This window comes from Litorivivens lipolytica (assembly GCF_014191715.1).
In the GTDB taxonomy this organism is placed as follows: domain Bacteria; phylum Pseudomonadota; class Gammaproteobacteria; order Pseudomonadales; family Spongiibacteraceae; genus Litorivivens; species Litorivivens lipolytica.
In genome coordinates, this window is sequence record NZ_JACHWY010000001.1 from 1,129,412 (window position 1) to 1,143,118 (window position 13,707).

12 protein-coding genes are annotated in these 13,707 nt (G+C 54.7%); 3 read left to right on the forward strand and 9 right to left on the reverse strand.

Going from position 1 to position 13,707, the window contains the following annotated elements; all coding sequences use genetic code 11:
- Nucleotides 1–40 precede the first annotated feature (40 nt).
- Both FHR99_RS05175 and FHR99_RS05180 read right to left on the reverse strand, forming a co-directional pair.
- Complete coding sequence (locus FHR99_RS05175; RefSeq protein WP_183409459.1) at nucleotides 41–958, reverse strand: VOC family protein; 918 nt, start codon at nucleotides 956–958, stop codon at nucleotides 41–43.
- 124 nt (nucleotides 959–1,082) lie between these two features.
- Nucleotides 1,083–2,135: a 3-ketosteroid-9-alpha-monooxygenase, oxygenase component gene (locus FHR99_RS05180; RefSeq protein WP_183409460.1), complete on the reverse strand. Its 1,053-nt coding sequence runs from the start codon at nucleotides 2,133–2,135 to the stop codon at nucleotides 1,083–1,085.
- A 188-nt stretch (nucleotides 2,136–2,323) separates the two neighbouring features.
- On the opposite strand from FHR99_RS05180, the gene FHR99_RS05185 reads away from it, so the two are divergent.
- Entirely contained in the window at nucleotides 2,324–3,115 is a 792-nt protein-coding gene (locus FHR99_RS05185) for an SDR family oxidoreductase (RefSeq protein ID WP_183409461.1), read from the forward strand.
- Between the two features lie 3 nt (nucleotides 3,116–3,118).
- Here the strand turns inward: FHR99_RS05185 and FHR99_RS05190 are convergent, their stop codons facing one another.
- The 3 genes from FHR99_RS05190 to FHR99_RS05200 all read right to left on the reverse strand — a co-directional run bounded on the left by FHR99_RS05190 (nucleotide 3,119) and on the right by FHR99_RS05200 (nucleotide 5,297).
- The gene (locus tag FHR99_RS05190; protein WP_183409462.1) at nucleotides 3,119–3,520 is read right to left on the reverse strand and encodes a thioesterase family protein; all 402 of its coding nucleotides are present in this window, start codon (nucleotides 3,518–3,520) and stop codon (nucleotides 3,119–3,121) included.
- Between the two features lie 127 nt (nucleotides 3,521–3,647).
- Nucleotides 3,648–4,763, reverse strand: a complete 1,116-nt coding sequence (locus FHR99_RS05195) for an enoyl-CoA hydratase/isomerase family protein (protein WP_183409463.1) — start codon at nucleotides 4,761–4,763, stop codon at nucleotides 3,648–3,650.
- Nucleotides 4,764–4,772: 9 nt separating this feature from the next.
- Nucleotides 4,773–5,297 (reverse strand): nuclear transport factor 2 family protein, encoded by a 525-nt coding sequence (locus FHR99_RS05200; protein ID WP_183409464.1) that lies wholly within the window; start codon nucleotides 5,295–5,297, stop codon nucleotides 4,773–4,775.
- Between the two features lie 185 nt (nucleotides 5,298–5,482).
- Here FHR99_RS05200 and FHR99_RS05205 point away from each other — a divergent pair, with 185 nt between their 5' ends.
- The gene (locus FHR99_RS05205) at nucleotides 5,483–7,285 is read left to right on the forward strand and encodes an acyl-CoA dehydrogenase C-terminal domain-containing protein (RefSeq protein ID WP_183409465.1); all 1,803 of its coding nucleotides are present in this window, start codon (nucleotides 5,483–5,485) and stop codon (nucleotides 7,283–7,285) included.
- A 78-nt stretch (nucleotides 7,286–7,363) separates the two neighbouring features.
- Here the strand turns inward: FHR99_RS05205 and FHR99_RS05210 are convergent, their stop codons facing one another.
- Both FHR99_RS05210 and FHR99_RS05215 read right to left on the reverse strand, forming a co-directional pair.
- Nucleotides 7,364–9,643 (reverse strand): EAL domain-containing protein, encoded by a 2,280-nt coding sequence (locus FHR99_RS05210; RefSeq protein WP_183409466.1) that lies wholly within the window; start codon nucleotides 9,641–9,643, stop codon nucleotides 7,364–7,366.
- A 178-nt stretch (nucleotides 9,644–9,821) separates the two neighbouring features.
- Nucleotides 9,822–10,295 carry a TlpA family protein disulfide reductase gene (locus FHR99_RS05215; protein ID WP_343067403.1) on the reverse strand — a complete coding sequence of 158 codons (474 nt, stop codon included), beginning with the start codon at nucleotides 10,293–10,295 and terminating at the stop codon, nucleotides 9,822–9,824.
- Between the two features lie 227 nt (nucleotides 10,296–10,522).
- Between FHR99_RS05215 and FHR99_RS05220 the strand changes: the two genes are divergently transcribed.
- A complete protein-coding gene (locus FHR99_RS05220; RefSeq protein ID WP_183409467.1) occupies nucleotides 10,523–11,407 on the forward strand; it encodes a crotonase/enoyl-CoA hydratase family protein in 885 nt (294 codons plus the stop codon).
- On the opposite strand, the gene FHR99_RS05225 is transcribed toward FHR99_RS05220, so the two are convergent.
- Both FHR99_RS05225 and FHR99_RS05230 read right to left on the reverse strand, forming a co-directional pair.
- Nucleotides 11,398–12,105: a dienelactone hydrolase family protein gene (locus FHR99_RS05225; RefSeq protein ID WP_183409468.1), complete on the reverse strand. Its 708-nt coding sequence runs from the start codon at nucleotides 12,103–12,105 to the stop codon at nucleotides 11,398–11,400. The two genes, FHR99_RS05220 and FHR99_RS05225, sit on opposite strands and share 10 nt — an antisense overlap.
- Nucleotides 12,106–12,264: 159 nt before the next feature.
- The gene (locus FHR99_RS05230) at nucleotides 12,265–13,551 is read right to left on the reverse strand and encodes an acetyl-CoA C-acetyltransferase (RefSeq protein WP_183409469.1); all 1,287 of its coding nucleotides are present in this window, start codon (nucleotides 13,549–13,551) and stop codon (nucleotides 12,265–12,267) included.
- Between the last annotated feature and the right edge of the window lie 156 nt (nucleotides 13,552–13,707).

The window sequence follows — 13,707 nt, forward strand, 5'->3', positions numbered from 1 at the left end:
CCTCTTGTTATCTGCGCAATCGGGTTAAGCGATGGGGGTCTCAGTGGCCGCCGTCGGGTGCCTGAAACTTATGGCCCCAGAGGCTGGGCAGGGTGCTGACCGTCGGCGTGTAGCCCTCCCAATCCATTTGCAGGCCACCGGTACCAAACTCCATGGCAAAGCCCGTAGGCGTGGCCATGTAAAAAGACAGCATGCGATCGTTAGTGTGGCGGCCCAGGGTAGAAACCACCGGAATGCCAGCCTCGTTGACGCGGTCCAGACAGTAGCCAACTTCATCGACATCTTCGCGCACCTCAACCATCAGGTGAATACAACCGACCGGGCTCTGATCCTGATACAGGGCCAAACTGTGATGACGCGGATTGTTCACGTGCATAAAGTTCAAACCCATGCCCGGATCATTCGGGTCTTCGCTGAATTTGAAGTGCATGTAGTCGGTATCGCCAAAGCCCAGCACATCGCGATAGAAGGCGTGGGTTTCCTGCAGGTTCGGCGCGGGCAGCACCGCGTGGCCAAAGCCCATATCGCCGTTAAAGCCGGTTTCGAATTCGGCAATACCTTTGGGCGAGACAAACTTGGCGTAGTCCAGTGAGGCGCCCCAGTAGAGCTCCAGACCATTGCCCGCCGGATCTTTCAAACTGATCAGGCCGCGCACCTGACGCGCCTGAGCCAACTCGGCGCTGCCTTCGGTAAATTCAACACCGACGCTTTTCAGGCTGTCCTTGGTGGCTTCAAAGGTTTCCTGATCCGCCAGCTCCCAACCACACAGCTGGAGTCGATCCTGCTCGCCTTTGGTAATCACAAAGCGAAAGGGACGCTCATCCATTTTCAGGTAGACATTGCCGTCGTCCGGCATCATCGGGGCGACCATCAGGCCGAGAATATTGGTACCGTAATCCAGCCACTTGGCGGGATCGGTCGATTCGATAACAACATAGCCCAAGCTACGTACATCCATGATGAATTCCTTATTGGTGTGAGTGGCAGATAACGTGTGATCTGCATGTAATACCAAAAACAGAAAACCCAGTACAGCCGCGAAGCAGCTATACCGGGCCTGTTTACGCTAATGACTCAGCCGCCTACTTAATATCGACGACATATTCCTTCTTCTCGTTAAACTGCTCGGGCACGTCCTTTACATCCACGTAGAACTGATCGTACCACTGACGGAGTTTGTGGATCGGTCCGTCACCATCGCACAAAACCGGGTTATCAACGCGGGTTTTGGTGTGCCATACGTGCACATCCTGGAAAAACGCCGTGCGGTTCTGCTCCGTGTATTGCTGGGCGATTTCGTTATTCTGCTCCTCGCTCAGCCCCGGCATCTTGCGCACCGAAACCCCAAAGCGGAGATCAAAGCTTTCAGTGTCGATCGGCACGTGAGTTACCAGCAGACGGCTTTCCACCAGCTGGCCTTCAATCTGCCCGGTCATATAGGTGTTCATGTAGGCGGGGCCGTAGTAGGTCGCCACCGAGGTCAACTCACCCTCTTCCGCCAGCAGTTCGCTGCCACCGGTCAGCACCTGCTGATAGGTGTGCTTGTGCACAATGTTTTTGAAGGTCTTGATCGGCGCCCCGTGAATGGGGCCAAAGTGAGCCACGTCTGCCATATTGTCCACCAGCTCGCGGGAGTTGGTGTTGATGGTCATCTTGTCCATCTGCCAGATCGTCCAGTCGCCGCTGAACAGATCGTCGATTTTGGGAATTGCCTGCTCTTCAATCGGTGGGTTGCCCTCCGGGTCATACCACACAAACAGCAGGTGGTTCTCCTCACAGGTCGGGTAGGCATTGATCACAGCCTTGGGTGGAATGCGGCGCGCATAGGGAATATCGTCGCAGACACCGTCGGCGCCCCAGCGCCAGTCGTGAAAGGGGCAGCGCAGCGAATTGCCTTCCACACAGCCTTCGCTCAGGTCGGCACCCATATGCGGGCAATAACCATCCAGCACATGCACCTGACCGTCTTCGCCGCGATAAGCCACCAGACGGGTACCGAAGTAGTCGAGCCGGACGGGTTTTTCGGTGTATTCATCCGCCAAGCCCAAGCAGTACCAGCCACGGGCGTAGCGCTCGGGAATTTCCTTTGCCTCGATTCGGTGCGGCTTGCGCGGCACCTGTGATACCTGACTCATGGCAATCTCCTTGCGCTGTTCGCTCTTATTCAAAAAGGGTGTATAGCTTTCTGCCAGTATGGGGCAAAATTCTTGCACAGCACTCCAAGGCCAAGTATCACCCAATCGGATGATCTGTTTTGAATCCCTAAGGTGTTGAATACAAAGCTGAAATTTCACAGTTACTGATAACACAAAGAGAGGGCTTTATGGGCATTCTGGACCAATTCCGACTGGACAATAAGGTCGCACTGATTACTGGCGCTGGCCGGGGTATCGGCGCCGCCATCGCCAAAGCCTATGCCGAGGTCGGCGCCGATGTCGTGCTGGCGGCGCGCACCGAAGAACAACTGAAAGAAACCGCCGCAGCGGTTGAAGCTTTCGGGCAAAAGGCACTGATCGTGGTCACCGATGTTATGCAGCAGGATCAACTGGAAGCTTTGGTCGACAAGACCATGGAGACCTTTGGCCGCATCGACATTCTGGTCAATAATGCCGGCGGCTTCCCACCCAAGCCCATGCTGAAAACCTCGATTGAGGAATTCAATGGCGCCTTTCAATTTAACGTTACGACAGCGTTTGCCCTGTCCAAGCTGGTGATTCCCAAGATGGTGGACAGCGCGGGCGGCGGCAGCATTCTGAATATTTCATCCATTGCCGGGCAAGAAACGTCTTCGCTTTTCACCGCTTACGGCACCGCCAAAAGCGCCCTCTCCTTCCTGACGCGCGAAATGGCACAGGAATTTGCCCCCAAAGTCCGGGTCAATGCCATCGCGGTCGGCTCAACCCGAACTGAAGCACTGAAAACCGTTCTCAACGATGAAATCGAGCAGGCCATGGTCGACCTGACGCCGATGGGCCGGCTGGGTGAGGTGGAAGATATCGCCACCTGTGCGGTGTATCTGGCATCCCCGGCGGCGAGTTACCTGACCGGGGATATCATTGGTGTAAACGGCGGGCTGAATGCCCTGAATATGAAAATGCCGCGAGCCTTTGACTGACGCTTAGAGCCAGTCGGCATCTAATTCCTGCTCAAGAATAGCTCGCATCCGATCGTGGATCGGCGTCGGCTTTTTCGTCGCCAGATCCACGTGAACGAGTACCGCCGACGCACGCACGGTCTGCTTGTCATTCTGATACATTTTGCAGCCGACTTTAAATGAGGTATTGCCGATGTGAATCACGGACAGATCCATTCGCACCTCGATACCGAAAAGGTTTTCGCTCAGGTAATCAATGGTCTGAGAAGCCATAAACCAGTTCGGCTGTCCGTCACCCTTATCAATAAACACATCGGTCAGAAACTCTAGACGCGCGGTTTCAAACCACACGGCAATCGAAGTGTTATTGATATGACCCATGGCATCCGTTTCACTGAAACGGGGTTTAAGCGGAAAACTTTTCACGAGCTCGATCCTGACCAACCTTAGCGAGGCGCTAAGGTAACCGCACACTGCCGCAATCGCAATGCTTGCGCCTTACGCTGTGAAACTGAAAGCAAACCGGCCTCAGGGCTTATTCCAATCTGTCGGATCAAGTACCCAAATCAGCCAGAGGGTGCTGCTGCCAGGGCGCCGTGAAAAATCCGCTAATCAGCTCCGGTGGCACCTCGCTCAAACTGCGGAAGGCCCACTGCGGGCGATCGTCTTTATCGAACAGACGCGCGCGCACCCCTTCAATAAATTCAAGATCACGGGCGCGATTGGCTGAAATCACCATTTCCAGCTGCAAGGCTTCTGCCAACAACAGCCCCTCGCCCCGCTGGTACTGCTCCAGCACAATACAGGCAGTCGATGCCGCGCCGCCGGCAAAGGTGCGACCAGCTTCATTCAGCCAGACGTCGTCACCAAGCAGACCATGGAAAGCCTTATCAATGGCTGCAGGAGATTTATCCTCACAAAGGGACTCAATCAGATCGGCGCGCTGTTTCAGGTGAGACGGAGGCAAACGGGTATTGGCTTCCGCCTCAAAATCCGTCAGTTCAATCGTCAGCATTTCGGCATCGGCTTCCAGCTCAAACTGCCAGTCAAGCCGGGTTAGCTGTTGGATCAGCTGCGGCTTGCGGGTATCGGGCAGAACATAGTCTGCCAGGCCGCTGTAGAGCGCATCACCCGCGTTTAGTTGCACGCCGGTCAGAGCGCAGAACAGCCCACTGTGGCCGGGCATGTGGTGAAGAAACCAGGTGGCGCCTGCATCCGGATAAAAGCCGATGGCGATCTCCGGCATCGCCAGCAAGCTTTTGGGGGTGGCAATACGGTGGCTGGCTGCGGCCAACAGACCAAGCCCCAACCCCATTACCGCGCCGCTGGCCCAGCAAACCACCGGCTTGGGAAATTGGTGAAGTTCGTAGAGCAGCCGGTAACAGCGGGCAAAGAAGTCATCGATCTGCCGCGCGTTTTCCGTGCCGCTGAGTGTAAGCGTTTGGATCTGTCGGGCATCGGCGCCAGCGCAAAAGGCATGGCTGCTGCCACTATCCAGCAAGACGGCAACCGCTTCATCGTCGGCTGCCACATTGCTCAGAAGGTCTCCGAGCGCGAGCAACATCGGCTCACACAGGGCGTTGCGTTTCTGTGGCGCATTCAGGGTTATTTGAGCAAGGTAGCCACCCACAGCCAGCGGGTGACAGGTCAGTTGTACAGCCTTGCTCATAGGGCACTCCTACCCGGCCTGACTCTCCGGATCATCCAGTTCTGCGGGGGCTTGCGCGCCGGCAAACACCGCCTGTACACGGTCATCACCCAACGACAGGATCTGGGTCGATTTCACATCAAAGCGGGTCGCGGAGATCTTCCACTCACCGTTCACACAGACGTAACGGTCTTCATAAAAACCGCCTAGCTGCGTCGCTATCTGCTGCCGGGTGTCAATTAGATAATAGAAGATACCCCAAATCGCACTGGCTTCGGAATCCGATTGAATGTGAATCTGTGGATTCTGGGCGTGATGCATTTCGACGATATGGGGCTCACACGCCAGACGGGAGAATACCGCCACCATCTCGTCGGCAGTTTCAAAGTTGCCAACCCGACCATACTCAATCTTGACCGGACCATCGGCGAAACAGGCCCGCACTTTGTCCGGCTGTTTCTGATCGCAGTGATAAAAGTACTGGTACTTGAGCTGCTTGATCGCCTCGATCGCTTCAAGGCGCTGAATGCGCTGTTCCAATTGCTGCAGATCCATAGGGATTCCCCGCTTGTTATGATCCTTCGATTACAGCAAATCGCCCCCGGGATTCCTAGTGCCCTACGTCATAGGCATGAGGGGCATTGACCGCATTCACCCGGACCGGCCCCACTGCGGCCAATTTCCCCGCCACTGCCTTTGTCTATAGTCTCGTGCAATTCGAATGACTTCGAGGTTCTACCATGGCCGTGTTCAAAGCCCCTACCCGTGATATCAAGTTTGTCATCAACGAGGTGCTCGACTTCCCGACGCACTATGCGGGGCTGCCCTGCGGCGAAGACGCTACCCCCGACATGATCGACGCGATTCTCAGTGAATGTGCGAAGTTTTGTGAAGAAGTGCTGTCGCCTCTCAATGCGGTGGGCGACCAACAAGGTTGCCAGTTCGACGATGGCAAGGTCACCACGCCAGACGGCTTCAAGGAAGCCTACCAACAGTGGATTGAAGGTGGCTGGCAGGGACTGTCGCACCCGATCGAGTACGGGGGGCAGGGCTTACCCCTGTCACTGGGCCTGTTGAAATCCGAGCTGGTAGGCACGGCTAACTGGGCCTGGGGCATGTATCCCGGCCTCAGTCTCGGCGCTATGAACACACTGTACGTGCACGGCACCGAGGAACAGAAACAACGCTACCTTCCTAAACTGACCAGCGCCGAGTGGACCGGCACCATGTGCCTGACCGAATCCCACTGCGGTTCGGACCTCGGCCAGATGCGCACCCGCGCTGAACCCAATGAGGATGGCAGCTTTGCCATTACCGGCACCAAGATTTTCATCTCCGCCGGCGAACACGACCTGACCGACAACATCGTGCATATTGTTCTGGCCCGCACCCCCGATGCACCCGAAGGCACCAAAGGTATTTCCCTGTTTATCGTGCCGAAATTCCATGTGGATGAAAGCGGCGAGATGGGGGAATTCAATAAGGTCAGCTGCGGTTCCATCGAACACAAGATGGGTATTCACGGCAACGCGACAGCCGTTATTAACTTCGACGGCGCCAAAGGCTATATGCTCGGCCCGAAAAACGAAGGCCTGGCCTGCATGTTTACCTTTATGAACACCGCCCGCGTCGGCACCGCTATTCAGGGCTTAGCCGCCGCCGAGCTGGCCTACCAGAACAGCTACCCCTATGCGATGGATCGCTATTCGATGCGCTCTCTGTCCGGCCACAAAAACCCGGACAAGCCCGGTGATGCCATCATTCACCACCCGGATGTGCGCCGCATGATTCTGACCCAGAAAGCCTTTGCTGAGGGTGGTCGCGCCATGCTCTACGACGCCGCGCGTCAGGGCGACCTGATGATGTTCGCGGAAACGGAACAAGCCCGCGCCAAAGCCGATGACATGCTCGGCTTCGTCACGCCGATTCTGAAAGCTTTCCTGACCGAAACAGGACTGGAGTGCGCCAACTACGGCATGCAGGTTTACGGTGGCCACGGCTATATCGCCGAGCATGGCATGGAACAGATTGTCCGCGACGCCCGGATTGCCACCCTTTACGAAGGCACCACCGGCATTCAGGCGATGGACCTTCTGGGCCGCAAGGTGATTCTGGATGGGCTCAAGCTCTACCGTAGTTTCAGCAAGCGCCTGTATAAATACGCCTTCAGCATTCTGTTCAAACCCGGAATGAGCAAATACGGCCGCAAACTGCTGTCACACACCTTCCTCTGGAACCGTCTGTGTCTGGGCATATTGCTACGCGCTTCGCGCAATCGCGATGCGGTCGGGGCAGCCTCTTACGATTTTCTGATGTACAGCGGTTACGTCAGCATGGCCTTTTTCTGGGCGCGCATGGCAGAAACCGCCCAACGCAAACTGGCAGAAGGTAGCGATGAAAAAGACTTCTACGAAGCCAAACTGGAAACCGCGGAGTTCTTTTTCGAACGACTGCTGCCTCGTGCCATTGGCCATGCCGAAGCCATGCGTGGTTCGGTAGGTAGCATGATGGACATGCCACTAACACATTTCGACGTCCGCTAATCTCTCCGGCAAACCCAAGCAGCTGACGCGTCGAAACGCGCTCAGCTGCTTGCCTAACCCCTCTCAACCCATCAGGCGTCAAGCAGCCTCGAGATAGCGCTCCGCATCAGCGGGCAGCATGGGCTTGGCGAAGATATAGCCCTGCGCCATATCACAGCCCCACTCTCGCAACATCTCGAGCTGATCCTCAGATTCAACCCCCTCGGCAATCACATTGAGATCAATTGAACGGGCCATCGAGATCAATCCGCGAACGATATTGGCGTGCTTCACGGAACCTTTAATCTTGAATACAAAGCTCTTATCAATTTTCAGTTTGCTGATATGCAGCTTGTACAGGTTTTCGAGACTGCTGTAGCCGGTGCCAAAATCATCCAATGCTATGCGAAAACCGTGGCGCGCAAGCACACGAATATTTTCTGCAACGACTTCCTCATTGTGAATGACCGCCGTTTCGGTGAACTCCAACACCAAATCACCCGGACACAAGCCATAGGTCTCTAACTGAATCAGGAACTTTTCCGCTCCGTCTACGTTTTCCAGCGTCGAGGGAGACAGATTAAAACTAATCGGCGGTACACAATAACCACGACGCTTCCAATCCCTAATTTGACTGGAAATGTGTTTCAAAACAACGGTGCTGACTGCATCTATTAAACCTGTTTTCTCGGCTAAAGGAATAAACTCGACGGGAGAAACAGAACCCAGGCGCGGCGAATCCCAGCGGACCAGCGCCTCAAACCCGGCAACGCCGCTATTGGAAATTTCCATGAGCGGCTGAAATACCACGAAAAGCTCATTGCGCTCAATTGCATGGTGCAATTCATTTCTGACGGTTTCAAAACGTGCAGAAATCTTAGCCATGGACTCTTCATACACGGTAATACTGCCGCGGCGAGACGATTTCGAACGAGCCAACGCGATTTCTGCGCCATTTATGCTCTCCTGCCAGTCAAAACCAAATGCATTCAGGGTAATAAGCCCCGACGAAAAACCAGCTTTGAGCTGCAAGCCATCAATGTCATAGGACTTCGAAATGGAATACAGCAGTTGGGAGAATCGTTTTTGCGGACAATCAACATCCTCAATTGAATGCACGATCAGGAAAGTATCGGCCCCGTAGCGGCAGACAAAATCTGCGGCCTGCACATGCTCTGCCAGCCTGTTAGCGACCTGTTTAAGCAACGAATTACCCACAGCTTGCCCGTAAACGTCGTTAATACGAGCAAAGTAATCAATACTGACAATTCCGAGCAGGGCATCGCCCGCTTGCTTGCTATCCGAAAATTGACGAAGCCATTGCTTCATCTTCCTACGGTTGGGCAAAGACGTCAGCGGATCGTGATGGGCAAGATGACGATACTTTTCTTCTGACCGCTTGGTTCGCGAAATATCGATCGAAACACCTACCATATGCCGACTGCTCTCCGTGGTGCGGCACAAGGTGGTTCCCTTGTTTAGAATCCAGCGAGTATCACCATCCGCTGACTCCACTCGATATTCAATTTCGAAGGGAGTTGAATAACGTTTGGCTTCCAGCATTGTCCACCGGACGGCCGGGTAGTCATCCTTATGAATAAACTGCCTTAAATCTCCGGGACGTTTCAGTTTACTGCCCACCTGTCGTTCCATTTCCTCGGACACGGTCAAGACATCCAGACCTTGATCCCACTCCCATATCCCTACGGATCCGGCCTCCGCGGCAAGACGAAGCATCTCTTCACTCCGCGCCAAAGATTCTCTGGCGACAGTCTGCTCATGAATATCCCGGCATGCACCCACCCACTCGACAACCGCACCAGACTCATCTGTTACTGGAAAGATATCATTCCGGTAATGGCGAAATTCTCCCGTCAGGTTTAAACGCGACACACTAGTGAAGGACTGGCTCTTTTCCAAAGCAGTCATCCACAGACGAGTTTCCGTCTTCAGGTCACCGGGGTGAATCAGGTGGTTATTCAGCGCATATTCCACCATCGCAGGGTCCAGTTCTTTACAGTGAACTATGCCAAAATCCCTGGCATCCGCATCGCACCGCCAGATCAGGTCGTAAGCCCCACGACTGATCATGCTAAGTACTTCCGCATTCCGCTCAGCCCGTGTTAATCGATGGCCCAACCGGGCGCTAAGAAAGTAGAACATCATGGCTGAAATCAGTACAAAGAGAATGCCCTTGGCGATCTGCAGCGACGTCATTTCCAGCAGCGTATCGGGAACCTGTAGCAGTAGGAGAAAGATATCGGAGAGCAGAATCCAGCTGATACCGAAAACACAAAAAGCTAGGTACGGCAGCTTGGTAAGTACGAAAGACGGCTGTGAGTTGTCAGCGGAAAAACAGCTTCTGATGTCGGGCGGCACGCCATTTCCTCTTGAGTAGCGAACAAAGAACCAAGGATGCATATTTTAAAGATCTGTAACCTTGATCTATAATTCGAGAAGCTACTCACGTCAGTGTGGCCACTACGTACGGACATCACATGTCCTGTCGTCCAATAGCGACAGCCATAATGGATACCTCAAAAATAAGGGATACGACTCAATCCTCTGCCAGCAAAAGCTTAATCTCGCGCCGCAATTTGGTCTGATCGCCCGGCTTGAAGCCTCGGTGAATTGCCCTTACCCGCCCTTGCCGATCTAAAAGAAATCCCGTTGGCATGCCCTTCACTCCCAGTGCTTCGGGCAGGCTACCATCATCTTTTAGCACCGGATAACTCACCGGGAATCGTTTTAGAAAGCGACGGCCCTCGGCGGCATCCTCGTCGAGATTAATGGCTACCACCACAAAGCCCTGATCAGAAAACTCATGGTAGAACTCATTCAGCGCGGGCAGAGACAACCGACAGGGACCACACCAGGAAGCCCAAAAATCCAGATAGACCACGCGCCCGATAAACTGTCGACTACTGAGCTCGCCGCTGGCGATCAGTCCGGGACGGGTGAAATCGGGAAGAGTATCGCCGGTCGCGAGCGCTAGTGTCGAAGGAGTCTGAATGACAAGCGCTACTAGCACAAGGCGTTTCATCCTAGAGAAATTTATCGAAACCATGGGTTTGACTCCACTCTCCTATTGGAATCCTAGTCGGCAACTTTCCGCCACGAACTATGAATTTTCAACTTTATCCCATAAACGACATGATTGTGCTGACCAGTGCAGCTACTTTCGGACTTATAGACCTACTAGCAAAAACTGACTTTGCTACACTCGGTGGCTACATAACATTGCCAACGAGCTACAACATGACCTACTCCACCCTCGACTACCAGATTCAAGATCACATCCTCACTCTGACCCTCAATCGCCCAGAGCAGATGAATGCCTTTACCGTCACGATGGCCAATGAGCTGATTGACGCTTTCAATCGCGCCAGCGAAGACGATGAGGTACGAGCGATTGTCGTCACCGGTGCCGGCAAGGCATTTTGTGCCGGCATGGACCTCAAAGCTGAAGGCAACGTGTTTGGTCTCAATGAATCATTACAGCCAGGGCTGGAGGATATGGAACGACTGGACGACCCCGAAATCCTTCACGGCCTGCGCGACACCGGTGGTCGCGTTACCCTGGCCATTTTTGAATGCAAAAAACCCGTTATCGCCGCCATTAACGGTGCCGCTGTCGGCATCGGTATCACGATGACACTGGCCATGGATATCCGTCTGGCATCCGACAAGGCGCGCATAGGCTTTGTCTTCAATCGCATTGGGATTGTGCCGGAAGCCTGTTCCAGCTGGTTTCTGCCGCGGGTGGTGGGTTTGAGCCAGGCGCTGGAATGGACTTACTCCGCCGAGGTATTTGACGCGGAAGAAGCCAAAAAGGGTGGCTTGGTCAAAGCGATCGTACCCGCAGATCAGCTACTGGAAGAAGCCTACCGCATTGCCCGAAAACTCGCGAAGAAGTCTCCGCTGGCCATCGCCCTGACCCGACAGATGCTCTACCGCAATGCCGCTGAGCCACATCCGCTGGCGGCACATAAGATCGATTCACTGGCCGTATTCTACGCGTCACAGAAAGATGGCAAGGAAGGCATCAGCGCCTTTCTGGAAAAACGTGACGCCAATTTCAGTAGCAGCGCCAGCAAGGATATGCCGGCGTTTTACGAGGATTGGATTAAACGCTATAGCTGATCACGCAGGCAGCGTTTAAACAGGGCTTTACTGGCTTTCCAGTAGCGTTGCTGCGCGTCGTAATTGAACGATGGCAGCGACGCAAAGGCGAAGCCGTGATGGGCGCCTTCGTACACCTCGAGTTGATGACTGATCTGTGCACCTTCCAGCGCAGACTGTAGTTCTGCCACCTGCTCGGTATCGGCATAAGGATCTTCGTCGGCAATGGCTATATAGAGCTCGGCCTTCGCCTTCACTACTACGCGATGGGGCGAATCTTCAGCGTCTGTCGCAATCCCCCCCGGATGAATCGCTGCTGCTGCGGCGATATCGTCTGGAAAGGTGCCCGCCAGATACAGCGCATTAGCGCCACCCATGCAAAAACCCAGCAGCCCCACCGGGCGCTCAGAAAAACTCTCCAATACGGCGCCAATATCCTCTTTGGCTTTGGCGTGGCTGTAGCTACTGTAGAGCCGCATCACCGTTTCATGGATTTTCGGGTTACTAAAATCCATATCTTCATGGTGACCATCCCGGTAATACAGGTTGGGAAGGACCACGGAGTAGCCTTCACGAACAAGATCTCGAGCAAGGTTTCGCAGCTCGTCGCGCACCCCGATAGCGTCCATCAGCAGAATAACCAGCGGCGCGCACTGCGTTTTTTCATAGAGGTAGACTGGCATATTGCCGGACGGGGTTCGCAGGGTGATGGTTTTCAAGGCCAGGCTCCATTTGCCATGAATAATAGATACCTAGCCTATCAAATGACGAGGGAATCACCCAATCGTAAATCCATCAGCTCAACGTTAGAGAGGAGCCTTCAGCGCTGAGTAAGAGCCCTCAGCTCTCGGTAAGACCCCTCCGCGCTGTAAAAAGACTCAACGCTCTAGAATGGCCGTAATACCCTGGCCGCCCGCAGCACAGATTGAGATCAGTCCACGACCACTGCCCTTTTCTTCCAGTATTTTGGCCAGTGTTGCGACCACCCGCCCACCGGTTGCCGCAAAGGGATGCCCCGTGGCAATGGAAGAGCCATTAATATTGAGCTTACTGCGATCAATACTGCCCAGCGCGCCGTCGCGGCCGAGCTTGGTGCGGCAATAGTCATCGTCTTCCCAGGCCTTGAGTGTCGCCAGCACCTGCGCCGCGAAGGCTTCGTGAATTTCATAGAAGTCGAAATCCTGCAGCGACAATCCGGCGCGATCGAGCATGCGCGGTACCGCGTACACCGGTGCCAGCAACAGGCCCTCCTTCTCACCGGCCTGACCGGTGAAATCCACGGCCGCCGCCTCAACCATCGTCAGATAGGCACGCACCGGCAGGTCATTGGCAGACGCCCATTCTTCACTGGCCAACAGCACGCACGAGGCACCATCGGTCAAGGTTGAAGAGTTCCCGGCTGTAAGCGTGCCGTTCTCGCGATCAAACGCCGGCTTCAGACTGGCGAGCTTTTCCAGCGTGGTATCACCGCGCAGGTTGTTGTCGCGCTCCAGCCCTTTGTACGGCGTAATCAGATCGTCAAAAAAGCCGCGATCGTAAGCAGCCGCCAGCTTTTGATGACTGCTCAAGGCCAGCGCATCCTGATCTTCGCGGGCAATATTCCACGCCTTGGCAGTAACTTCCGTATGGCCGCCCATCGACAAGCCGGTGCGCGGCTCAGCGTTTTGCGGGATAGCGGGTACGAGATGACTCGGGCGCAGGCGGAACACTTGCTTGAGGCGTTGACCCAAGGTTTTGGATCGATTGATTTCCAGCAGCACTTTGCGGAAACCTTCATTAACCGCGATAGGAGCATCAGACGTAGTGTCCGTGCCGCCGGCGATACCGCAGTCAATCTGACCCAAGGCGATTTTATTGGCCACAATATTCAGCGCCTGCAGGCCGGTACCACAGGCCTGTTGAACATCGACACAGGGTGTACTTGGATCAAGGCTGGTACTGAGCACCGATTCACGCACCAGATTAAAATCCCGGGCATGCTTCATGACGGCACCGGCGGTGACCTCTCCGATACGCTTGCCCTGCAGATTGTAGCGCTGTACCAGACCCTCTATCGCAGCGCTCAGCATATCCTGATTGCTGGCACCGAACAGGGCCGTGTTGGAGCGGGCAAAGGGAATGCGATTACCGCCAATAATGGCAACGCGGCGAACAGTCTGAGTCATGGCAACCTCCATTAAGTTGCGGGCAGTATAATCCGGCAGAATCTGGCAGCATTGGCTGAGCTGCCGCGAGGCCCCGGCTTTGCCGTCAATTCACGCGCGGCCAAGGCTGACTACAATACACCGGAATTTAGAAATACACCGAAATCTAAAGACTGA

Coding starts and splice junctions, on each gene's coding strand:
- FHR99_RS05175 (WP_183409459.1), bottom strand. CDS start 958: ATGGATGTACGTAGCTTGGGCTATGTTGTTATCGAATCGACCGATCCC.
- FHR99_RS05180 (WP_183409460.1), bottom strand. CDS start 2,135: ATGAGTCAGGTATCACAGGTGCCGCGCAAGCCGCACCGAATCGAGGCA.
- FHR99_RS05185 (WP_183409461.1), top strand. CDS start 2,324: ATGGGCATTCTGGACCAATTCCGACTGGACAATAAGGTCGCACTGATT.
- FHR99_RS05195 (WP_183409463.1), bottom strand. CDS start 4,763: ATGAGCAAGGCTGTACAACTGACCTGTCACCCGCTGGCTGTGGGTGGC.
- FHR99_RS05200 (WP_183409464.1), bottom strand. CDS start 5,297: ATGGATCTGCAGCAATTGGAACAGCGCATTCAGCGCCTTGAAGCGATC.
- FHR99_RS05205 (WP_183409465.1), top strand. CDS start 5,483: ATGGCCGTGTTCAAAGCCCCTACCCGTGATATCAAGTTTGTCATCAAC.
- FHR99_RS05220 (WP_183409467.1), top strand. CDS start 10,523: ATGACCTACTCCACCCTCGACTACCAGATTCAAGATCACATCCTCACT.
- FHR99_RS05230 (WP_183409469.1), bottom strand. CDS start 13,551: ATGACTCAGACTGTTCGCCGCGTTGCCATTATTGGCGGTAATCGCATT.